This window comes from Neorhizobium fuzhouense (genome assembly GCF_042611105.1).
Lineage (GTDB): Bacteria > Pseudomonadota > Alphaproteobacteria > Rhizobiales > Rhizobiaceae > Neorhizobium > Neorhizobium galegae_A.
On sequence record NZ_JBHFFP010000006.1, the window covers coordinates 134,963 to 155,448 of the forward strand.

21 protein-coding genes are annotated in these 20,486 nt (G+C 63.5%); 12 read left to right on the plus strand and 9 right to left on the minus strand.

The genetic code is table 11. The features are described 5' to 3' along the window. Position 1 precedes the first annotated feature (1 nt). Together ACEXP3_RS12805 and ACEXP3_RS12810 are read right to left on the minus strand one after the other, a co-directional pair. A complete protein-coding gene (locus ACEXP3_RS12805; protein ID WP_377297603.1) occupies positions 2-529 on the minus strand; it encodes a chromate transporter in 528 nt (175 codons plus the stop codon). Next, a complete protein-coding gene (locus ACEXP3_RS12810) occupies positions 526-1,089 on the minus strand; it encodes a chromate transporter (RefSeq protein WP_377297604.1) in 564 nt (187 codons plus the stop codon). Before ACEXP3_RS12810 ends, ACEXP3_RS12805 begins: the two co-directional genes overlap by 4 nt. A 99-nt stretch (positions 1,090-1,188) precedes the next feature. Between ACEXP3_RS12810 and ACEXP3_RS12815 the strand changes: the two genes are divergently transcribed. Then, on the plus strand, positions 1,189-2,121 hold the full coding sequence (locus ACEXP3_RS12815; protein WP_377297605.1) for a LysR family transcriptional regulator: 933 nt from the start codon (positions 1,189-1,191) through the stop codon (positions 2,119-2,121). Between the two features lie 2 nt (positions 2,122-2,123). Here ACEXP3_RS12815 and ACEXP3_RS12820 read toward each other — a convergent pair whose 3' ends face one another. Further along, positions 2,124-2,918, minus strand: coding sequence for a class II glutamine amidotransferase (locus ACEXP3_RS12820; protein WP_210103774.1), 795 nt, complete (start codon positions 2,916-2,918; stop codon positions 2,124-2,126). Positions 2,919-3,188: 270 nt separating this feature from the next. Between ACEXP3_RS12820 and otsB the strand changes: the two genes are divergently transcribed. Both otsB and otsA read left to right on the plus strand, forming a co-directional pair. Continuing rightward, positions 3,189-3,941: a trehalose-phosphatase gene (gene otsB, locus ACEXP3_RS12825; RefSeq protein ID WP_377297607.1), complete on the plus strand. Its 753-nt coding sequence runs from the start codon at positions 3,189-3,191 to the stop codon at positions 3,939-3,941. A gap of 39 nt (positions 3,942-3,980) precedes the next feature. After that, entirely contained in the window at positions 3,981-5,432 is a 1,452-nt protein-coding gene (otsA, locus tag ACEXP3_RS12830) for an alpha,alpha-trehalose-phosphate synthase (UDP-forming) (RefSeq protein WP_377297609.1), read from the plus strand. Here otsA and ACEXP3_RS12835 read toward each other — a convergent pair. Then, entirely contained in the window at positions 5,354-6,292 is a 939-nt protein-coding gene (locus ACEXP3_RS12835) for a choline sulfate utilization transcriptional regulator (protein ID WP_377297610.1), read from the minus strand. The genes otsA and ACEXP3_RS12835 overlap by 79 nt on opposite strands. A gap of 94 nt (positions 6,293-6,386) precedes the next feature. Here ACEXP3_RS12835 and ACEXP3_RS12840 point away from each other — a divergent pair, with 94 nt between their 5' ends. Both ACEXP3_RS12840 and betC read left to right on the plus strand, forming a co-directional pair. Further along, entirely contained in the window at positions 6,387-7,337 is a 951-nt protein-coding gene (locus tag ACEXP3_RS12840) for a choline ABC transporter substrate-binding protein (protein WP_377297611.1), read from the plus strand. 31 nt (positions 7,338-7,368) lie between these two features. Beyond that, positions 7,369-8,883 (plus strand): choline-sulfatase, encoded by a 1,515-nt coding sequence (gene betC, locus ACEXP3_RS12845; protein ID WP_377297612.1) that lies wholly within the window; start codon positions 7,369-7,371, stop codon positions 8,881-8,883. Between the two features lie 176 nt (positions 8,884-9,059). Here the strand turns inward: betC and ACEXP3_RS12850 are convergent, their stop codons facing one another. Continuing rightward, on the minus strand, positions 9,060-10,643 hold the full coding sequence (locus ACEXP3_RS12850) for a peptide chain release factor 3 (RefSeq protein WP_377297613.1): 1,584 nt from the start codon (positions 10,641-10,643) through the stop codon (positions 9,060-9,062). Positions 10,644-10,804: 161 nt separating this feature from the next. On the opposite strand from ACEXP3_RS12850, the gene dut reads away from it, so the two are divergent. The 3 genes from dut (at position 10,805) to ACEXP3_RS12865 (ending at position 12,909) form a co-directional block, all read left to right on the plus strand. After that, positions 10,805-11,254: a dUTP diphosphatase gene (gene dut / locus ACEXP3_RS12855; protein ID WP_377297772.1), complete on the plus strand. Its 450-nt coding sequence runs from the start codon at positions 10,805-10,807 to the stop codon at positions 11,252-11,254. Positions 11,255-11,367: 113 nt separating this feature from the next. Beyond that, positions 11,368-12,183 carry a GNAT family N-acetyltransferase gene (locus ACEXP3_RS12860; RefSeq protein ID WP_377297614.1) on the plus strand — a complete coding sequence of 272 codons (816 nt, stop codon included), beginning with the start codon at positions 11,368-11,370 and terminating at the stop codon, positions 12,181-12,183. A gap of 114 nt (positions 12,184-12,297) precedes the next feature. After that, positions 12,298-12,909, plus strand: a complete 612-nt coding sequence (locus ACEXP3_RS12865; protein ID WP_210103783.1) for a LysE family translocator — start codon at positions 12,298-12,300, stop codon at positions 12,907-12,909. Between the two features lie 108 nt (positions 12,910-13,017). Here the strand turns inward: ACEXP3_RS12865 and ACEXP3_RS12870 are convergent, their stop codons facing one another. The 4 genes from ACEXP3_RS12870 to rsmI form a co-directional block, all read right to left on the minus strand. Then, positions 13,018-14,550, minus strand: a complete 1,533-nt coding sequence (locus ACEXP3_RS12870; protein ID WP_377297615.1) for a YifB family Mg chelatase-like AAA ATPase — start codon at positions 14,548-14,550, stop codon at positions 13,018-13,020. Positions 14,551-14,747: 197 nt separating this feature from the next. Continuing rightward, complete coding sequence (gene gshB, locus ACEXP3_RS12875; RefSeq protein WP_377297616.1) at positions 14,748-15,698, minus strand: glutathione synthase; 951 nt, start codon at positions 15,696-15,698, stop codon at positions 14,748-14,750. A gap of 71 nt (positions 15,699-15,769) precedes the next feature. After that, positions 15,770-16,141 (minus strand): YraN family protein, encoded by a 372-nt coding sequence (locus ACEXP3_RS12880; RefSeq protein WP_377297617.1) that lies wholly within the window; start codon positions 16,139-16,141, stop codon positions 15,770-15,772. Further along, positions 16,131-17,042, minus strand: a complete 912-nt coding sequence (gene rsmI / locus ACEXP3_RS12885) for a 16S rRNA (cytidine(1402)-2'-O)-methyltransferase (RefSeq protein WP_377297619.1) — start codon at positions 17,040-17,042, stop codon at positions 16,131-16,133. Before rsmI ends, ACEXP3_RS12880 begins: the two co-directional genes overlap by 11 nt. A gap of 258 nt (positions 17,043-17,300) precedes the next feature. Here rsmI and dnaN point away from each other — a divergent pair, with 258 nt between their 5' ends. The 4 genes from dnaN (at position 17,301) to pyrF (ending at position 20,450) form a co-directional block, all read left to right on the plus strand. After that, complete coding sequence (gene dnaN / locus ACEXP3_RS12890; protein ID WP_377297621.1) at positions 17,301-18,419, plus strand: DNA polymerase III subunit beta; 1,119 nt, start codon at positions 17,301-17,303, stop codon at positions 18,417-18,419. Positions 18,420-18,539: 120 nt separating this feature from the next. Continuing rightward, positions 18,540-19,133: a phospholipid N-methyltransferase PmtA gene (gene pmtA / locus ACEXP3_RS12895; RefSeq protein WP_210103789.1), complete on the plus strand. Its 594-nt coding sequence runs from the start codon at positions 18,540-18,542 to the stop codon at positions 19,131-19,133. Positions 19,134-19,158: 25 nt separating this feature from the next. Next, positions 19,159-19,761 (plus strand): histidine phosphatase family protein, encoded by a 603-nt coding sequence (locus ACEXP3_RS12900; RefSeq protein ID WP_377297622.1) that lies wholly within the window; start codon positions 19,159-19,161, stop codon positions 19,759-19,761. Beyond that, the gene (gene pyrF / locus ACEXP3_RS12905; protein WP_377297623.1) at positions 19,758-20,450 is read left to right on the plus strand and encodes an orotidine-5'-phosphate decarboxylase; all 693 of its coding nucleotides are present in this window, start codon (positions 19,758-19,760) and stop codon (positions 20,448-20,450) included. The genes ACEXP3_RS12900 and pyrF overlap by 4 nt, the downstream gene beginning before the upstream one ends. Positions 20,451-20,486 lie beyond the last annotated feature (36 nt).

Sequence of the window (20,486 nt, forward strand, 5' to 3'; positions counted from 1 at the left end):
CTCAGAAGCCGCCGAAAGCGAGCCCCATGAGCGCGCCGAGCCCCAGCAGAGCCACTGGGTGCGCGCGGGTAAAGGCTGCAAGGCCACCCGTCACACCCGTGATGGCCGCCAGCAGCCAGGAATGCACCGAGGCCACAGTAATGACGGCGGCACTCGCCGCCACCAGCCCTGCCGTGACCGGCACCAGCCCCGCCTGCACGACAGACCGCCACGGCCGGTCGCGAAACCGGTCCCACAGCGTCACGGCAAAGGCGGCGATCAGCGAAGAGGGCAGGAATTTCGCAATCGAGCTGACGAGAAGGCCGGAAATGCCCGCCACATGCCAGCCGATCAGCGGCACGATCATCATGTTCGGGCCGGGTGCCGCCTGCGCCAGTGCAAAGAGCGCGCTGAATTCGTCGGCCGTGACCCAATGCTGGACCTCCACCACGCGCCTTTGCATTTCCGGCAGCACGGAATTGCCGCCGCCAAAGGCAATCAGGGAAAGTTCGGTGAAGATCACCGCCAGTGCAATCAGCGTCCCACTCATCGTGAAAGCCTCCACGACAGGAAAATGGAAATGGGCGCCATCACCAGCATGGTGGCAAGCAGCGGCAGACGCAGCACGGCAATTGCCACGAACAGCACGACCACTATGGCAAGCGCCAGCGGCCTGTTGAGGAGCGGCTTCATCACCTTCCATGCGAGAGACACGAGCAGGCCGGCCGCGGCCGCCGCCAGTCCGGCAAACAGATGTTCAACAGACGGATCCTGCCGATAGCGGTCATAGATCGCGCCGAGACAAATGACGATGGCCGTGGGGGCCGCGATAAGGCCGAGGATGGAGGCAAGCGCCCCGCGCCAGCCCTGAAATTTCATGCCGACCGCCACCGACATGTTGATGATATTGCCGCCCGGCAGGAACTGGCAGAGACCGAGCAGATCGGTGAATTCCTCCGCCGTCAGCCAGCGCCGGTCATCCACCATCATCCGCCGCGCCATCGGCAGCACCCCGCCAAACCCCATCAGTCCGAGCCCGAGAAACCCTGTGAACAGCGCGCCGATGCCCGGCCTCTGCGTCCTGTCTTCGTCTGTGTCGATCATCGTCATGCGCATGCCTCTGCCTGATGAGAGCCCAAGAGGTATCGCGCGTCTGGCACGATGTCCAATATATGGATATGACGCTTGCCATATGCTGGAGATATGACGATGCTTGAGATCCGCCATCTGCGTTATGCCATTGCGGTGGCCGAGGAAGGCCATATGACGCGGGCGGCCGAACGGCTGGGGCTCCAGCAGCCGCCGCTCAGCCAGCAGATCAAGGCGCTGGAGACACTGGTGGGCGCACCGCTCTTTCGCCGCCTGCCGCGCGGCATGGAGATGACCGATGCCGGCCGCGCCTTCGTGGACCGGGCCCGCCAGGTGCTGGCCGATCTCGATGCCACCGTCGATGCGGCCCGCCGCGCCGCACGCGGCGAAACCGGGGCACTCGCGGTTGGCTTTACCAGTTCGGCAGCGTTTCATCCGCTCGTCTCCTCCATTTTTCGCGGGCTGCGGCAGGCCCTGCCGGACCTTGCGCTGCGGCTGGAGGAAGGCGCGACAGACGAACTGACCGGCGATCTTCTGGCCGGCCGGCTGGATGCCGCCTTCATCCGCTCGGCAAGCGACACCCAGTCATCGCTGGTGATAAACCATGTCGACACGGAGGAAATGCTGCTCGCCATTCCCGACGTCCATCCGCTGGCGCATCCATCGCAGAAGAAGCGGCGGATCGAGCTTGCCGATCTCTGCGAAGATGTGTTCATCCTCTACCGGCGCCCAAGCGGCCAGGGACTCTACGACCGCATCATCGCCGCCTGCCAGAGGGCAGGGTTCAGCCCGCGCGTTGCCCAGGAAGCGCCGAAAATGGTGTCCACCTTAAGCCTTGTGGCCGCCGGCCTCGGCGCCTCGATCATTCCGGAATCCATGGCGCGGCTTGAAACCTCCGGTGTCGTCTACCGCCGCTTCACCCAGAGCTCCGGCCTCGTCGCGCCGCTTTATCTCGCGCTGCGTCGGGATGAACAGACAGGCGCTCTTGCCCGCTTTGTCGAGGAAGTGCGCCGCAACGTCAAAGGCGCCGGCAACCCGCCCGACGCATCCTGAGATCAGGCTGCTTCGAGCGCCGTCTGCGGCTGAAACGCAGTGCGCGAAAGACCGCTTGCCGACACGGTGACGGCGCTGCCGTCGGGGATCTCCTCCCAGGCGTCCACATCGTCATTCAGCGGTTCGGAGACAAGACAGTGGCCGGCAGTGCCGCCCATCGGGGCGGCATAGAGGGTCGGCGGACGGTGATCGGTGGCATAACGCACCGCATAAAGGCTTGCGCCATCGGAGAAGGCCGCCGTGAAGCGCACCAGCGGGCTGACATCGTGAGCGCGCGACAGATCCTCGACCGTCGCAATGGCGCGCGCCATGGCGCCGAGCGGATCCCCAGCCATTCCCATTTCAAGCGCCAGCAGGAACAGAAGCTCCGAATCCGTCGTGCCGTTGCGCGCCTCGAACAGTTCGTCCGACAGAAGCGCTTCCATGCGCCGGCGGATACGGTCAAAGCCGGCGATCTGGCCATTGTGCATGAAAGACCAGTTGCGGTGAACGAAGGGATGGCAATTGTCGCGCCGGGTTGCCCCGTGGGTTGCCGCACGCACATGCGCCAGAAACAGAGGCGAGCGGATCTGCCGCGACAGGCTGCGCAAATTGCAGTCCGACCAGGCCGGCAGGATATCGCGGTAGCGGCCCGGTTCCGGATGATCGCCATACCAGGCAATTCCAAAACCATCGCCGTTCGTCGCGGTCTTGGCACGGCTGGCGCAATGGCTCTGCTCGATGAGCGAATGGGCGGGCGAGGAGACAAGCTCCTCCAGATACAAAGGATTGCCGCGATAGGCAGCCCAACGGCACATGATCTCGTCCTGTTGCCAAACGTGCCACCGGAACGGCGGCTCTCACTGTTAAAAAGATCGACCTAAAAACTTAAGCGAGGGTTACCACGCATGCGCCCGGTTTCAACCCCTCGGCAATGGCGTTCGACCGGCAAGATGTCGATTTGATGACGGCGACCCGTCCTCTCCGAAAGCTCGCGCGCTTGGCCGCGGCCTTGCCTTTTGTTCCAGCCGTCCTACCTCCCCCTCATGTTACCGACCGATACATCACGTGAAGACGGGGCGAGCGCCTTGCAACCGGATGGACAGGCCCTCGACGTCCTTTCGAGCGAGCCTCACGGCTGGGCGGTGTTTCTCGACATCGATGGAACGCTGATCGATCTGGCGGAAACGCCGGAAGGGATCGTCGTGCCGCCGGATCTTGCGGGCCATCTCGAGACCCTGTCGAAACGGCTGGGAGGGGCGCTTGCACTGGTGACCGGCCGTGCCCTGCCCTTTGCCGATGCGTTGTTTTCGCCCCTCGTTCTGCCGATTGCCGGCTTGCACGGCGCCGAGCGCCGCCGCGCCGACGGCAGCATCGACAAGGTGGACGACACTCCGGCCTTTGCCACCCTCAAGCGCTCGCTGGAGCGCGTCACGGCCGACTGGCCGGGTGTCCTCATCGAGGACAAGGGGGCCGCCGTTGCCGCCCACTACCGGCAGGCGCCGGACAGGCAGGAAGCCCTCCTTTCCGTCATGACTTCGGCGCTGGAAGAGGCCGGCCCCGATTACGCCCTGCAGCGCGGCAAGATGGTGATCGAGATCCGGCCTGCCCGCGCCAGCAAGGGGGCTGCCCTGCGCGCCTTCCTGTCCGAACCCGCCTTTGCCGGCAGAAAGCCCATCGCCATCGGCGACGACCTGACGGACGAGGCGATGTTCAAGGTCGCAAACGAATTGGGCGGCCTTTCCATCCGCATCGGCGAGGGCGGTGAAACGGCAGCCCGTCTCAGCCTTCCCTCGGCCGAAGCCCTGCGACAGATCCTGAAGCGACTGGCCTCTGCCTGAGAAAACCCGCGTCCAAAGCCTCAAAAAGGAGTATGTCCCTTGAGCCGTCTCGTCGTCATTTCCAACCGCGTTCCCATGCCGGAGAAAAACGGCGATGCGCCCGCTGGCGGCCTCGCCGTGGCGCTGCAGGCTGCGCTGGAAGAGCGCGGCGGTGTCTGGATGGGCTGGTCGGGCAAATCCAGCGGCAGCAAGGAGCCCGCGCCGCTGAAGCTCACCGAGCGCGGCAACATCACCTATGCGCTGACCGATCTCACCCAGACGGATGTCGAGGAATATTACCACGGCTTTGCCAACCGCGTGCTCTGGCCGATCTGCCACTACCGGCTGGATCTCGCCGAATATGCGCGCAAGGAAATGGCCGGCTATTTTCGCGTCAACCGCTTCTTTGCCCATCGCGTCGCACCGCTGATCCAGCCCGACGACGTGCTGTGGGTGCATGATTATCATCTGATCCCGCTGGCCGCCGAACTGCGCCAGATGGGCTTCAAGAACAAGATCGGCTTTTTCCTGCACATTCCCTGGCCGCCGGCCGATGTGCTGTTTGCCATGCCGGTGCATGAGGAAATCATGCGCGGGCTTTCCCATTACGATCTCGTCGGTTTCCAGACCGATCATGATCTTGAAAACTTTCGCGGCGGCCTGGTGCGCGAAGGCTTTGGCAACGCCATCGGCGATGGCTTGTTCACCTCCAACGGGCGCACCTTCAAGGGCGATTTCTATTCGATCGGCATCGAGACGGCCGCCTTTGCCGAGTATGCCCGCAAGGCCGCCAACAGCGTGATGGTGCGCAAGGCGCGCCAGAGCATGGAAAACCGTGATCTCATCATCGGCGTCGATCGACTGGACTATTCCAAGGGCATCACCCAGCGCATCGATGCGTTCGAATCCTTCGTGCTGCGCAACCCGGCCCACCAGGGCAAGGTCACCTATCTGCAGATCACACCGAAATCCCGCTCCGAAGTGCCGGAATACGAGCAGATGCAGCGCACGGTGGCCGAGCAGGCCGGCCGGGTTAACGGTGCGCTCGGCGCCGTCGATTGGGTGCCGATCCGCTATATCAACCGCTCCATCGGCCGTCCGGTTCTGGCCGGCCTTTACCGGCTGGCGAAGGTTGGCCTCGTCACGCCGCTGCGCGACGGCATGAACCTCGTCGCCAAGGAATTTGTCGCAGCGCAGGATCCGGAAGATCCCGGCGTTCTCGTCCTGTCGCGCTTTGCCGGCGCCGCGCGCGAGCTGAAGGGTGGCCTTCTGGTCAACCCTTACGACATCGAGGGAACCGGAAATGCGATTGCGCGCGCGCTCACCATGGGGCTGGACGAGCGCAAGCAGCGCTGGCGCGGCATGATGGATCATCTCCTGGAAAACGACGTCAAACGCTGGTGCGACGATTTTCTCGCAGACCTCACCACCGATCAGCCGGCAGACGCACGCGAACCTGCAGAGACGGCCACACCAGAGGCAAAGCCGGAGACGAGCCAGGCGCAGAGTTGATCGGTTTCCGCCGTTGCCTCTTCCGGCGGCAGGATCCAGTATCCCCGCTCCGGCGCCTGAAGTACCGGCCCGGTCTTGATGAGCAGCCCGGCCTCCAGGAGCGGATCGACAAGCCCGAGCCAGCCGAGCGCCAGCCCCTCGCCGGCAATCGCTGCCTGTACCACAAGCGCATAGGTGTTGAAGCACAAGACGCCCCGCCCGTCCGGAAGATCATGGCTGGTGCCAAGGTCGCGCAGATAGGCCTGCCAGTCATACCAGGGCGAGGGCCCTTGCGTATCGAGATGCAGCAGGATCGCCCGTGCGATGGCATCGGGACTGTCGAGCGGGCCGTTCTGTTTCAGGAAGCCTGGCGCGCAGACGGGCACCACCCGCTCGGGCAGGATGAGCGTTCCGACCCGCCCCAACTCGTCCCGCGTGCCGAACACCACCGCCACCTCGCTCTCGGCCGGGCGCGCCCGTTCTTCCCGATGGGTGGCGACCAGCTGAATATCGACATCCGGATAAAGCGCGCGATAGGCATGCATGCGCGGCATCAGCCACAGCGCGGAAAAGGCATAGTCGGTGGAAAGCCTGAGCGCCGGGCGGCGTGGACTGCGCCGAAAACCCTGCACCACGCCATCCACATCCTCCACCGCCCGCCGCACCGCCTCGAATAGCCGCCGCCCCTCCGGCGTCAGCGCGACACCGCGATGGCGCCGCTCCAGGAGGGCGACCTGCAACTGCGCCTCGATGCGGCGGATCTGGTAGCTCACCGCGGGCTGGCTCAGCCCCAGTCGCTCGGCGGCGACCGTGAAATTGCCGCTGCGCCCAACCTCGAAGAAGATCCGCATCCACCCCAGGTCAATCGGGCGAGCTGGCATAGAAAATCCTTTTGGCAAGCATCGAAACTAGCCCTCTTCACAGGCGTTCAGGCCTTTGTGATCAATAAACTGCTCGAAGAGAAGGGGAACTTCAATGAAAACCGTTTCGTGCCTTGCCCGGCTGATCGCCGGCCTCACCCTGTCCGCCTGTGTCGCCGGTGGCGCTCATGCCGCAGACGACGCCGCCTGCAAGACCATCCGCCTGTCCGATCCCGGCTGGACGGACATTACCGCCACCAATGCGGTTGCCTCCGTCGTTCTGGACGGCCTCGGCTACACGGCGGATGTGAAGACGCTCTCGGTGCCGATCGGCTACCAGTCGATGAAGAACGGCGAGATCGATGTCTTCCTCGGCAACTGGATGCCGGCCCAGAAGGCCTTTATCGACGACCTGACGAAGGCCAAGGCCATCGAGCAGATGGGCACCAATCTTGAAGGTGCGAAATTCACGCTGGCCGTCCCGACCTATGTCGCGGACAAAGGCGTCAAGGATTTTGCCGACCTGCAGAAACAGGCCGACGGCTTTGGCAGGAAGATTTATGGCATCGAACCCGGCGCGCCCGCCAACGCCAACATCCAGAAGATGATCGACGCCAATGATTTTGGCCTCAAAGGCTGGGAACTGGTCGAATCTGGCGAACAGGCCATGCTGGCGCAGGTGGAGCGGGCGGGCCGCGACAAGGGCGATATCGTCTTCCTCGCCTGGGCACCGCACCCGATGAACACGAAGTTTTCGCTGACCTATCTCTCCGGCGGCGACGCTTATTTCGGCGCAAATTACGGCGGCGCGGAGGTCCATACGCTGGCCCGCACCGGCTGGCCGGCCAAATGCCCGAATGCCGCCATGCTGTTTAAGAACATGCGCTTTGAGATCGGCATGGAAAACGAGCTGATGGGCGCGATCCTTGGCGGCGAGGAGCCGAAGGCGGCGGCAAAGACCTGGCTGAAGGCCAACCCGAAGACCATCGAGCCCTGGCTTGCCGGCGTTTCGACGCTGGATGGCAAACCCGGACTTGCCGCCGTCACCAAAAGCCTCGGCCTCTGATCCCAAAACACGATCGCAGCAGGATATCCGCATGACCCGGCCAAACATTCTCATTCTGATGGTGGACCAGTTGAACGGTACGCTGTTTCCCGACGGGCCGGCGGATTTCCTCCATGCGCCGCATCTGAAAGCGCTGGCAAAGCGGTCCGTCCGCTTTGCCAACACCTATACGGCAAGCCCTCTCTGCGCGCCGGCGCGGGCAAGCTTCATGTCCGGCCAGCTGCCGAGCCGCACCCGCGTCTACGACAATGCCGCCGAATTTGCCTCCGATATCCCGACCTATGCCCATCACCTGCGCGCCAGCGGCTATTATACGGCGCTGTCTGGAAAAATGCATTTCGTCGGACCCGACCAGATGCACGGCTTCGAGGAGCGCCTCACCACCGACATCTACCCCGCCGATTTCGGCTGGACGCCGGACTATACCAAGCCCGGCGAGCGAATCGACTGGTGGTATCATAACCTGGGCTCCGTCACCGGCGCCGGCATTGCCGAAATCACCAACCAGATGGAATATGACGACGAGGTGGCCTTCCATGCCTCCGCCAAGCTCTACGACCTCTCCCGCCGCGCCGACGAGCGCCCGTGGTGCCTGACCGTCAGCTTCACCCATCCGCATGATCCTTATGTCGCGCGCAAAAAATATTGGGACCTCTACGACGATTGCGCCATGCTCGACCCGCCGGGCTACATCCCCGCCTTCGAGGATCTCGACCCCCATTCGAAACGCCTGCTGGAGGCCTGCGACTTTCGCGCGTTCGACATCACGCGGGAACAGGTGCGCCGCGCCCGGCAGGGCTATTTCGCCAATATCTCCTATGTCGATGACAAGATAGGCGAGCTTCTGGACGTGCTGGACCGCACAAGGATGGCAGAGAATACCGTGATCCTCTTCGTCTCCGACCATGGCGACATGCTGGGGGAAAAGGGCCTGTGGTTCAAGATGTGCTTCTTCGAGGGATCTGCCCGCGTACCGCTGATGATTGCAGCGCCCGGCTGGCAGCCGACGCTGGTCGATCAGCCCGTCTCGACGCTCGACGTGACGCCGACGCTTGCGGGCCTTGCCGGCATCGACATCGCTTCGCTGGCCCGCTGGACCGACGGCGAAGACCTGTCCGTGTTGGCAAAGGGTGCCGGGTCACGCGGTGTCGTGCCGATGGAATATGCAGCGGAAGGTTCGATCGCGCCGCTGGTTGCGCTGCGCGACGGCCGCTTCAAGCTGACGCTCTGCGCGGCCGACCCGCCGCTGCTGTTTGATCTCACCTCCGACCCGCACGAGCGCGAAAACCTCGCCGGCAATCCGGACCATGCGGCAACGATGATCCGCATGACGGGCGCCATCCTGGCGCGCTGGGATCTTTCCCGCTTTGATGAGGCCGTGCGCGAAAGCCAGGCGCGACGCTGGGTGGTCTACCCGGCACTGCGCAACGGCGCCTATTTTCCGTGGGATTACCAGCCGCTGCAAAAGGCATCCGAGCGCTACATGCGCAACCACATGGACTTGAACGTGCTGGAAGAGAGCAAGCGTTTTCCGCGGGGGGAGTGAACTCGCAGATTCAACCCGTTCTCGATTCCAGTCCCCCTCTGGCTGCCGCCATCTCCCCCACAAGGGGGGAGAACCCGTGTGGTAAACACCCCGGTTTGAATCGCCAGCAGAACGACTGGGTTAAGCCTCCCCCTTGTGGGGAGGGTGGGGAGGGGCAAGTTGCTTTCAGGCCTGTATCACGCCGCCTTGGCGACGTGGTATTCCTTGATGGCGACCATCTTGATCGCCGGATAGCGCTCCGCCTCGTAACGCAGCGAAAACTGGTCCTGCGCCAGAAACACCGGATCGCCATCAAGGTCGCGGGCGATATCGCCGCGTTTGACGGTGAGGAATTTTTCCAGCTCCGCCGGCTGGTCCGACGAAATCCAGCGGCAGACGGAAAAGCGCGACATTTCGAACGACACCGGCAGCGTATATTCCGCCGACAGCCGCTCCTTCAGCACGTCGAGCTGCAGCGCGCCGACGACGCCGACGATGGCGGGCGAGCCGTCTTCCGGCGAAAACAGCTGCACGACGCCTTCTTCGGCCATCTGCTGCAGCGCTTCCTTCAGCTTTTTCGCCTTCATCGCATCCTCCAGCCGCACGCGGCGCAGGATTTCCGGCGAGAAGTTCGGCACGCCCTGGAAGACGAGGTTTTCGCCTTCCGTCAGCGTGTCGCCGATGCGCAGCGTGCCGTGGTTGGGGATCCCGACCACGTCGCCGGCATAGGCCGTATCGGCGAGCTGCCGCTGCGAGGCAAAGAAGAACTGCGGTGCCGTCAGGCCCATCAGTTTTCCCGTGCGGGCAAGCTTTGCCTTCATGCCGCGTTCCAGCTTGCCCGAGCAGATGCGGGCAAAGGCGATGCGGTCGCGGTGGTTGGGGTCCATATTGGCCTGGATCTTGAAAACGAAGGCCGTCATCTTGTCTTCGGCCGCATGCACCTTGCGCACATCCGCCACCTGGTCGCGCGGCGGAGGGGCAAAATCGCCAAGCGCGTTGATGAGATCGCGCACACCAAAATTCCTGAGCGCCGAGCCGAAGAAGACCGGCGTCATGTGGCCTTCGAGAAAGGCCTGGCGGTCAAACGGGCGACAGGCCTCCCGCGCCAGTTCTAGCTCGTCGATAAAGGCATCGCGCTCGTTTTCCGGAAGGTTTTCCGCCACGCTCTGCGGGCCGTTCACCGGCGTCGGCTCCACCTGCGTATCGGAGCCGCGATAGGTGTTTTGCGCCAGATTGTAGGAGCCGCAGAAATTCTTCGAGCGGCCGACAGGCCAGGTCACCGGGGCCGTATCGAGCGCCAGCTTTTCCTCCACCTCGTCCAGGATCTCAAACGTGTCGCGCGCTTCGCGGTCCATCTTGTTGACGAAGGTGATGATCGGGATGTCGCGCATCCGGCACACTTCAAACAGTTTTAGCGTGCGCGGTTCGATGCCTTTGGCGCCATCGATCACCATGACGGCGGCATCCACCGCCGTCAGCGTGCGATAGGTATCGTCGGCAAAGTCCTCGTGGCCGGGCGTATCGAGAATGTTGAAGACATTGCCATCAAATTCGAAGGTCATCACCGAGGTCACGACCGAAATGCCGCGTTCGCGCTCGATCTTCATCCAGTCGGAGCGCGTCTGGATGCGGTCTTTCTTCGCCTTCACCTCACCGGCAAGCTGGATCGCGCCGCCGAACAGCAGCAGCTTTTCCGTCAGTGTCGTCTTGCCGGCGTCCGGGTGCGCGATGATCGCGAAGGTGCGGCGGCGGGAAACCGCCTCTGCAATGCTTTCGGCCATAGGTCAGAAATCCTTTGAGTTGCCGCGTATCTAGCGATTTAAGGCCGAGTATGCAATTGACCTCGACAACAGGAATGGCCCGCGCCGCAGAAGGAGAGCCTGACATGTCCGACACGCGCCCTGACCCGAATGCGGATCCCGGCTTTAGCAGGAGCGGCCCGATGCTCAGCCCGATGCTCAACCTCGTGCGCCTTGCCCATGGCGAAGGCCTGGAGCTTCCCGCCTATGAGACGGCCGGCGCCGCCGGCATGGACATCCGCGCCGCCGTGACCGAACCGCTCACCCTTGCCCCCGGCGCGCGCTGCCTGGTGCCGACCGGCTTCATCTTCGAGATCCCGCACGGCTTTGAAATGCAGGTGCGCCCACGCTCCGGCCTTGCCTTCAAGCACGGCGTGACCTGCCTCAACACGCCCGGCACCATCGACAGCGACTACCGCGGCGAAGTGAAAGTGCTGCTGATCAACCTCGGCGAGGCCGATTTCATCATCGAGCGCGGCATGCGCGTGGCCCAGCTCGTCATTGCCCCCGTGGTGCAGGCGGGCGTCACGGAAACCGATACGACGAGCGAGACCGCCCGCGGTGCCGGCGGCTTCGGCTCGACAGGCGTCTGATCATGCCCCGGGCCGCCGACACGTCCGGGCTTGTTCTGCGGTCGGATTATTTTGACGATCCCCGGGCCTGGCATGCCTTCTGCGACCTTCTGAAAGATATCTTCGACATCGATGTGACGCCGCTGGAAGGCCTCGGCGGCCCGGACCCGACCTGCAGCCCCACGGGCTTTTTCAACCAGGACGGCTGCTGCATCGCCAATCTCAGCGCCTTCTCCATGCCGCTCATGATGGAGGGAAGGATCGTGCACGCCGCCGGCTGGCAATCCGGCGCGGTACGCCCCGCATGGCGCGACCGCGGCCTGTTCCGGCAGCTCATGGACATCACCTTCGACCGCTGCCGCGCCGCCGGCTATGAGGCAATGGTGCTGACGACCCGGCATCCCGGCCTCTACGAGCCCTACGGCTTCAAAACCCTGCCGCAGGCGCGCTTTTTTTGCCCCACTCCGTCACGGCCAGTCTCTGCACGGGTTGCGTCGACCACATATCCACGCGCACGCCAGCTCGATATCCGCGATGCCTCAGATCTTGCCCTCCTCCGCAAAGCCCTTGCGGACCGCACGCCGGTCTCAAAAAATTTCGCCGTGCTCGATCAGTCCCACATGTTCCTGCTCAACGCCTGGCTTTCTCCCTCCGTTTCCCTGCACTGGCTCGAACACGCAAACTGCATCGTGGCTACGGATGTATCATCGCCCGACCGCCTGTCGCTCCTCGATGTCATCGCAAGCGAGATGCCGACGCTGAGCCGGCTTCAAGCCGCCCTCGCCCCGACGGCCGTTGAGGTGGAGGTCCATTTTCCGCCGGATCTCCTGTCGATCGACGGCGGCTTTGCAACAACAGCTGCCGACGACGGGCTTGCACTGATGATGTGGCACCGCGACGGCATGTTTCCCACGGGCCCGGTGCGGCTTTCACCCATGGCCGATTTCTGATCGGATTCTCCTTCGTCTCCCGCTGGCTTCCCTGAAATTGATGGCGCCTTGCGGCCAGAAGCCGGTTTTCCAATGCGCGATGTTGGAGTATTGGCTTTTCCAGCGGAGGAACCCATGACCATCACCACACTCATTGCCTATGCTGCTGCCCTCTTCATTGCCGCCGCCATTCCCGGGCCCGGCATGACGGCGATCGTCGCGCGCGCATTAGGCTCCGGCTTTCGCCCGACCTTCTTCATGGGGCTCGGCCTCATTCTCGGCGATCTCGTCTATCTTACCGCCGTCGTTCTGGGCCTTGCCATCGTCGCGCAGAATTTCACCACGCCCTTCCTCATCATCAAATATGCCGGCGCCGCCTACCTCATCTACATTGCCTTCAAGCTCTGGACCGCCGGCCTCCTGCCGCAGGAGATCGAGGCAAGGCGCGCCCCAAGCATCGGCCTTTCCTTCCTCTCCGGTCTGCTCGTGACACTCGGCAATCCGAAAACCATGCTGTTCTACGTGGCGCTGGTGCCGACGCTCATTCCGCTGCAGTCGATCGGCCCGAAAGATTATGCAGCGCTGGTCGGGCTGACCTTCGTCGTGCTGATGGCCGTGCTCATTCCCTATATCCTGCTTGCCTCCCGCGCCCGGCTTCTCCTCAAGAGACCGGCGGCGCTGACGGTTCTCAACCGGTCTGCCGCGAGCATCTTGGCCGGCACCGCCGCCTATATCGCTGCCCGCTGACGCCGCTCCGCCTCGGCCGAGGCTTCCCGCCGGTTCCCATACCCCCGCGGCCTCCTTCGTGCACACGTCGCCCGAGCGCATCGGACACGATGAGGGCAGCCGCGCCGTCTACGCCGCAGCCGTCAGCCGCTCGCCGGCAATCCGGTAGGAAATCGCTTCGGCCAGATGAATGCGCCCCACCCGCTCCTGCCCGTCGAGATCGGCAAGGGTGCGGGCAACCTTCAGCACCCGGTGATAGCCGCGCGCCGAAAATTTGAGCTTTTCCGCCGCATCGCGCAGAAGCTGCAGTCCGCCGGCATCCGGTTCGGCAAAGCCCTCGATCAGCGCTGTCGAGCAGCGGGCATTGGTGCCGATGGCCGGAAAGCCGGCCTTTGCAAAACGCTCGCGCTGGCGGTCTCTTGCTGCAGCAACCCTTGCCGCAACCGTTGCGCTGCTTTCCGCCGGGCGCGGGCGGATGAGGTCGGTGGCCGAAACCGAAGGCACGTCGATGCGGATGTCGATACGATCCATCAGCGGCCCGGAAATCCGGCTCTGGTAATCGCTGACGCAGCGCGGGCCACGGGCGCAAGCGTGCCCCGGTTCTCCCGCCATGCCGCAGCGGCACGGGTTCATCGCCGCCACCAGCTGGATGGCCGCCGGATAGGTGATCCGGTGATTGGCGCGAGCAATGACGCATTCGGCCGTTTCCAGCGGTTGGCGAAGCGCATCGAGCACCTGAGGAGAAAATTCGGGAAACTCGTCGAGAAACAACACGCCATGATGGGCAAGCGAGGCCTCACCGGGCTTTGCCCTTAGGCCACCACCGACAAGCGCTGCCATGGTGGCCGAGTGATGCGGCGTGCGAAACGGCCGCCGGTCCGAAAGCTTGCCGCCCGAAAGCTGGCCGGCAATCGAATGGATCATCGAGACCTCCAGCAGTTCCGCCGCCGAAAGCGGCGGCAGGATGGAGGGAAGCCTTGCCGCCAGCATGGATTTGCCCGAGCCGGGAGGCCCCACCATCAGGAGATTGTGGCCGCCGGCCGCAGCCACTTCCAGCGCCCGCTTGGCGCTTTCCTGCCCCTTGATGTCGGCGAGATCCGGCAGGTTGGCAGGGGCTGCCCGCACCGCCGGCTGCGGGCGCGACAGAACCTGCGTGCCGCGAAAATGGTTGGCCAGCGCAATCAGGCTGCGCGGCGCCAGGATATCGATGCCGCTGCCGGCCCAGGCCGCTTCCGCGCCGCTGTCGAAGGGGCAGATCAGGCCCTTATCCTGCGCATTGGCGCCGATGGCGGCCGGCAGCGCGCCGGCAACGGCCGCAAGCGTGCCATCCAGATTAAGCTCGCCCAGCACCACATAGCCGCCGAGCGCATCGGCCGGAATGGCGCCGAGAACCGCCATCAGGCCGAGCGCGATCGGCAGGTCGAAATGCGAACCTTCCTTCGGCAGGTCGGCCGGGGCAAGATTGATGGTGATCTTCTTCGGCGGCAGCGCAAGGCCGGAGGCATGAAGCGCTGCCTGCACCCGTTCCCGGCTTTCGGCCACCGCCTTGTCCGGCAGGCCAACGATATGCATTCCCAGCTTGCCGGGGCCGACCATGACCTGCACATCCACAGGCACGCCCTCTATGCCCTGGAACGCCACCGTGCTGACGCGCGCCACCATGCCCCTGCCCCTTTTTGCGCCCGCGTTCCACTCACTGAAGTTGTTGTGGCGCCTAAATACAATCAAACACAATCACGGGACTAAAACAAGAACATTCGCGGAACAATTTTATCCAGTTACTGTATTAGATTTTTCTGTATTTCCATAAACAGAACAAAGGAGAACAGGGGTGACGAGCACACGGGCGCGACGCAGCATCAGCCCCGCTTTTCTTCGATAGCGTCCCACAACAGAGCTGCAACATCGGCGCCGCCGAACTTCTTCACCTCGCGAATGCCGGTGGGCGAGGTAACGTTGATCTCCGTCATGAAGTCGCCGATGACATCGATGCCGACGAAGAGAAAACCGCGTTCGCGAAGGGCAGGCCCGATGCGGGCGCAGATCTCTTCTTCGCGGGGCGTCAGTTCGGTTGCTTCCGCCCGCCCGCCCACATGCATGTTGGAGCGCGCATCATGTTCGGCCGGCACGCGGTTGATGGCGCCGACGGGCTTGCCGTCGACGAGCAGGATGCGCTTGTCGCCCTTGCGCACCGCAGGCAGATAGCCCTGCGCGATAAAGGGTTCGCCGCGATACATCTGCGAGAACATTTCCAGGAGCGAGGTGAAATTGCGGTCGTCCCGGGCCGAATGGAAGACGCCGGCACCGCCATTGCCATAGAGCGGCTTCAGGATGATATCGCCGATCTCGTCGCGGAAGCGGGTGATTTCGCCGACATCGCGGGAGATCAGCGTCGGCGGCATCAGGTCGGCAAATTCGGTGACAAAGATCTTTTCCGGCGAATTGCGCACCCAGGCCGGATCGTTCACCACCAGCGTCTTCGGGTGCAGCCGCTCCAGCAGATGGGTCGAGGTGATATAGCCCATGTCGAAGGGCGGATCCTGGCGCAGATGAATGACATCCATCGTCGACAGATCGACGCGTTCGCGTTCGCCCAGCGTGAAATGGTTGCCCTTTTCGTCGCGCAGCGCCATCGGCTCGATGGCCGCGAAAATGCGGCCGTCGCGCATGGTCAGCCGGTCGGGCGTATAGTGGTAAAGCTCATAACCGCGCGCCTGCGCTTCCAGCGCGATGGCGAAGGTGGAATCACCCGCGATGTTGATGCTGGACACATGGTCCATCTGGAACGCGACTTTGCGGATCTTGGCCATACCCTGCCCCTTGTCAAATTGCCCGCCAGATGTAGGACGACGGCTCCTGGATGGCAACGGGCTTGCCCTCCTCAAAACGCATCCGGGAAATGGCGCGGCAACCGCCACGGCCTGATGGCAATGATATCATAGCGTTGCGACAGGCGGGCCGCATCGCTACGGCGCGAAAGCCAGAGGTCGCTGGCCGCCCTGATACGCTGTTGCGACAGCGAACCGACGGCATCCACGGCCGCGGTCTCCAGCCGCCTCGCCTTCACCTCGACGAACGCCACAAGGTCACCCTTGCGCGCCACGATGTCGATTTCGCCCAAGGGCGTGCGCACCCGAAGGGCAAGGATGCGGTATCCCTTGGCCATCAGGAACAGGGCGGCGAGATATTCCGAAAAGCGGCCGCGACGCTCGGCTTTTCGGCGCCTCCCCTGCGTGCCGCCCTTAGCCGCCATCTGCGTCCTTCAGTTCGATGAGGCGCTGGTAGAGATCCTTGCGTGACAGGCCGGTGAGACGCGCCGCTTCCGCAGCTGCCTTTGTGGCCGGCATGGAGAGCGCCAGTTCCCTCAGCATCACGTCGACATCGACGGCGGCTGGAATATCGTCATAGGCCGGCGGGCCGATGACGAGCACGATCTCGCCCTTTACCGTGCGCTCTTCGTCGTAATAGGCCGAGAGTTCGCCAAGCGTGCCGCGACGAAACTCTTCAAATGTCTTGGTGAGTTCCCGGCACACGCAGGCCGCCCGCGTCGGCCCCAGCACGTCGGCGGCAATCGCCAGCGTATCGCCGATGCGGTGCGGCGATTCAAAGAAGATCAGCGTGGCCGGAATTTTGGACAGTTCCGCCAGACGGTCGCGCCGGCCCTTGTCCTTCACCGGCAAAAACCCGGCAAACAGGAAGGCATCGGACGGCAGGCCGGAGCCGACAAGGGCTGCGAGCGGCGCCGAAGGTCCGGGGATCGGCACCACCCGGTAGCCCGCCTCGATCGCCATCTGCCCAAGCCGGTAGCCGGGATCGGAGACGAGTGGCGTGCCGGCATCCGAGACCAGCGCCACGGATTTGCCCGCCTCCAGCGCCGCGAGAAGCCGCGGCCCCGCCTCATTGGCATTGTGCTCGTGATAGGCATACGGGCGGTTGACGATGCCGAAGCGGTCGAGCAGCACGCGGGTCACGCGCGTATCCTCGCAGGCCAGCACATCGGCCCCGGCCAGCGTCTCCAGCGCCCGAAGCGTGATGTCGCCGAGATTGCCGATGGGGGTCGCCACCAGATAGAGCGCCGGCTCCAGCGGGCGTGCCGGCACTGCCACATTGGCCACCCGATAGGTGCGCCCCGAGGTATTTTCGTCTTCCGTCACGGTCTCATCAGGCCTTTCATTTTCAGGATGCCTTTATGCGGGACGCGCCTTCATTCAGCAAGCACGCGCCGCATCCTGCGGAAAGCTGTGAGCCGATGAGCCCCTGGCAGGAAATAAACCCCGCCGGACCCGGCCACCCCTTGCCTTTTCGTTAAAAACTCTGCCATTTTGCCCGTCCACATCGTCCGACCAGACTGCGGACAGAAATAACATGCCGGCTCCCCTTGCGAACCGGCACGGTCGAAAGCGGTAGCGTCCATGCGTATAACTCTTGAGCGGTCCAACCTCCTGAAGTCGCTGAACCATGTCCACCGGGTGGTGGAGCGGCGCAACACGATCCCGATCCTGTCGAACGTGCTGCTGAAGGCTTCCGGCAATGATCTGGCCCTGAAGGCGACCGACCTTGATCTGGAGATCACCGAGGAAGTGCCGGCCATGGTCGAACAGGCAGGCGCCACCACGGTGCCGGCGCATCTTCTGTATGAAATCGTGCGCAAGCTGCCGGATGGCGCCGAAGTCCGGCTTGCCACCAATCCGGATGGCGCCAGCATGACGGTGCAGTCCGGCCGCTCAAAATTTTCGCTGCAATGCCTGCCGGAATCGGATTTTCCGGATCTGACGGCCGGCACCTTCAGCCACGGCTTCAAGATCAAGGCGACCGATCTGAAGATGCTGATCGACCGCACGCAGTTTGCCATCTCGACCGAAGAGACGCGCTACTACCTGAACGGCATCTTCTTTCACACGATCGAGGCCGGCGGCGAACTGAAGCTGCGTGCCGTCGCCACCGACGGCCATCGCCTCGCCCGCGCCGATATCATCGCGCCCTCGGGCTCGGAAGGCATGCCCGGCATCATCATTCCGCGCAAGACCGTGGGTGAATTGCAGAAGCTCGTCGACAATCCGGAGACGGTCGTCACCGTGGAAGTGTCGGATGCCAAGATCCGCCTCACCATCGGTCAAATCGTGATGACGTCGAAGCTGATCGACGGCACGTTCCCCGATTACCAGCGCGTCATCCCGACCGGCAATGACAAGGAAATGCGCGTCGATTGCCAGAGCTTTACCCGCGCCGTAGACCGCGTCTCGACGATTTCCTCCGAGCGCGGCCGCGCCGTGAAACTGGCGCTCAGCGAGGGCCAGCTGCTGCTCACCGTAAACAATCCGGATTCGGGCAGTGCGACGGAAGAAGTCGCCGTCGGCTATGACAACGACGCGATGGAGATCGGCTTCAACGCCAAGTATCTGCTTGATATTACTGCACAGCTTTCCGGCGAGGATGCCATCTTCATGCTGGCCGACGCCGGTTCTCCGACACTGGTGCGCGATACCGCCGGAGATGACGCATTGTATGTTCTGATGCCCATGCGGGTATGATTTTGAAAGGGGCCGGTTCGCCGGTCCCTTTTTTTGCCGCATTTTGGATGCGACATTTTTTCATGAATTTGCGTCATCACGACGCGATCACGTGAGGCTTTGATGGCCGGGAGATCATGCATGGAGTTGCGCCTGAAAGAGCGGCTTGGCCGCAAATTCGATGAGGAAATTCGCTTCTTCAAGGGCTGGATGGACGGGCCGAAAAGCGTCGGCGCGATCCTTCCGACCTCCGGCGTCACGGCGCGGCGCATGGCAAGCGTCATTAACCCGCAATCGGGCCTTCCCGTGCTGGAGCTTGGACCCGGCACCGGCATCATCACCAAGGCCATCCTGCAAAAGGGCATTGCGCCGGAAAATCTCGTCTCGATCGAATTCTCGACGGATTTCTACCAGCACCTCACCCGGACGTTCCCGCGCGTGAATTTCATCAATGGCGATGCCTTCGATCTGGACAGAACGCTGGGGGATTTCCGCAACCGCCAGTTCGACGCGGTGATTTCCGCCATTCCGATGCTGAGCTTTCCGATGGAGCGGCGCATTGCGCTTCTGGAAGATCTGCTTGACCGCATGCCGCGTGGCCGCCCGGTGATCCAGATCACCTATGGTCCGGTCTCGCCCATCGTCGCCCGACCTGACCGCTACCAGATCAAGCACTACGATTTCGTCGTGCGTAACATTCCCCCGGCGCAGCTGTGGACCTATACAAGGCCCTGACGGTTTCAACGGGGACGCGCCTTCCATGTTTGCCCTTTACATCACCCATCCGCAGGTGAAGATTTCGGCTGACGTGCCGGTGCCGCAATGGGGCCTTTCCGAGATCGGGATCGAGCGCACGCGCAAGGCGGCGGCCTTGCCTTGGGTGAAGCGCCTGTCGCGTATCGTCTCAAGCGGCGAGACGAAGGCCATCGAGACAGCGGTGATCCTTGCCGAAGCGGCCTCGGTCATACCCGAGGTCGATGAGGCCATGCACGAAAACGACCGTTCGGCGACCGGTTTTCTGCCGCCGCCGGCCTTCGAGGCGGCCGCCGACTGGTTTTTTGCCCATCCGACCGAAAGTTTCAAAGGCTGGGAGCGGGCGGTGGATGCGCAGGCGCGCATTGTCTCCGCCGTCTCCCGTGTGCTTGCCGATCACGATCCGGCGCGGCCCATCGCCTTCATCGGCCATGGCGGCGTCGGCACGCTGCTCAAGTGCCATCTCGCCGGCAAGGCGATTGCGCGGGACGGTGACCAGCCGGGCGGCGGCGGCAATCTTTTTGCCTTCTCGACTGCCCGCTCCCTTGTCGATTGCCGCCTCACATGCGACTGGACGCCGATGGAATTCTGGCAAGGAGACAGACAATGACCCCACGCGACCGCCTGATCGTCGGGCTCGATGTTCCAACCGTCGCCGAGGCTGAAGGTCTTGTCGCAACGCTCGGCGCGGATGTCTCCTTCTACAAGATCGGCTACCAGCTGGTGTTTGCCGGCGGCCTTGAATTTGCCCGCGACCTGGTGGCCGATGGCAAGCAGGTCTTTCTCGACATGAAACTGCTCGACATCGACAATACGGTGGCCAAGGGCGTCGAAAACATCGTCAAGATGGGCGTGACCATGCTGACGCTGCACGCCTATCCGAAAGCCATGCGCGCGGCCGTGGACGCCGCAAAGGGTTCGAACCTCTGCCTGCTTGGCGTTACCGTTCTCACCTCCATGGACGATGCCGATCTGCGCGAGGCCGGCTATGAATACGACCCGCACACGCTGGTGCTGACACGCGCCGAGCAGGCGCGAGCAGCCGGCATGGGCGGCATCGTCTGCTCGGCGGAAGAATCGGCCGCCGTGCGGAAGATCATCGGCCCGGACATGGCGCTCGTCACTCCCGGCATCCGCCCGAAAGGGGCAGACGCCGGTGACCAGAAGCGCGTCGTCACCCCCTACGACGCCCTGAAGGCCGGCTCCAGCCATCTCGTCGTCGGCCGCCCGATCGTCAAGGCTGCGGATCCGCAGGCAGCGGCCCGTGCGATCCTTGCCGAGATGGCGACGGCGCTTTAAGCCTTCGGTTCTGGAAAAATCATGCACAAGGAGAGG

What these genes read in the sequence shown, in the direction of transcription:
- ACEXP3_RS12805 (WP_377297603.1), bottom strand. Translation starts at nt 529, where the DNA reads ATGAGTGGGACGCTGATTGCACTGGCGGTGATCTTCACCGAACTTTCC.
- ACEXP3_RS12810 (WP_377297604.1), bottom strand. Translation starts at nt 1,089, where the DNA reads ATGACGATGATCGACACAGACGAAGACAGGACGCAGAGGCCGGGCATC.
- ACEXP3_RS12815 (WP_377297605.1), top strand. Translation starts at nt 1,189, where the DNA reads ATGCTTGAGATCCGCCATCTGCGTTATGCCATTGCGGTGGCCGAGGAA.
- ACEXP3_RS12820 (WP_210103774.1), bottom strand. Translation starts at nt 2,918, where the DNA reads ATGTGCCGTTGGGCTGCCTATCGCGGCAATCCTTTGTATCTGGAGGAG.
- ACEXP3_RS12835 (WP_377297610.1), bottom strand. Translation starts at nt 6,292, where the DNA reads ATGCCAGCTCGCCCGATTGACCTGGGGTGGATGCGGATCTTCTTCGAG.
- ACEXP3_RS12840 (WP_377297611.1), top strand. Translation starts at nt 6,387, where the DNA reads ATGAAAACCGTTTCGTGCCTTGCCCGGCTGATCGCCGGCCTCACCCTG.
- betC (WP_377297612.1), top strand. Translation starts at nt 7,369, where the DNA reads ATGACCCGGCCAAACATTCTCATTCTGATGGTGGACCAGTTGAACGGT.
- ACEXP3_RS12850 (WP_377297613.1), bottom strand. Translation starts at nt 10,643, where the DNA reads ATGGCCGAAAGCATTGCAGAGGCGGTTTCCCGCCGCCGCACCTTCGCG.
- dut (WP_377297772.1), top strand. Translation starts at nt 10,805, where the DNA reads ATGCTCAGCCCGATGCTCAACCTCGTGCGCCTTGCCCATGGCGAAGGC.
- ACEXP3_RS12865 (WP_210103783.1), top strand. Translation starts at nt 12,298, where the DNA reads ATGACCATCACCACACTCATTGCCTATGCTGCTGCCCTCTTCATTGCC.
- ACEXP3_RS12870 (WP_377297615.1), bottom strand. Translation starts at nt 14,550, where the DNA reads ATGGTGGCGCGCGTCAGCACGGTGGCGTTCCAGGGCATAGAGGGCGTG.
- gshB (WP_377297616.1), bottom strand. Translation starts at nt 15,698, where the DNA reads ATGGCCAAGATCCGCAAAGTCGCGTTCCAGATGGACCATGTGTCCAGC.
- ACEXP3_RS12880 (WP_377297617.1), bottom strand. Translation starts at nt 16,141, where the DNA reads ATGGCGGCTAAGGGCGGCACGCAGGGGAGGCGCCGAAAAGCCGAGCGT.
- dnaN (WP_377297621.1), top strand. Translation starts at nt 17,301, where the DNA reads ATGCGTATAACTCTTGAGCGGTCCAACCTCCTGAAGTCGCTGAACCAT.
- pmtA (WP_210103789.1), top strand. Translation starts at nt 18,540, where the DNA reads ATGGAGTTGCGCCTGAAAGAGCGGCTTGGCCGCAAATTCGATGAGGAA.
- ACEXP3_RS12900 (WP_377297622.1), top strand. Translation starts at nt 19,159, where the DNA reads ATGTTTGCCCTTTACATCACCCATCCGCAGGTGAAGATTTCGGCTGAC.
- pyrF (WP_377297623.1), top strand. Translation starts at nt 19,758, where the DNA reads ATGACCCCACGCGACCGCCTGATCGTCGGGCTCGATGTTCCAACCGTC.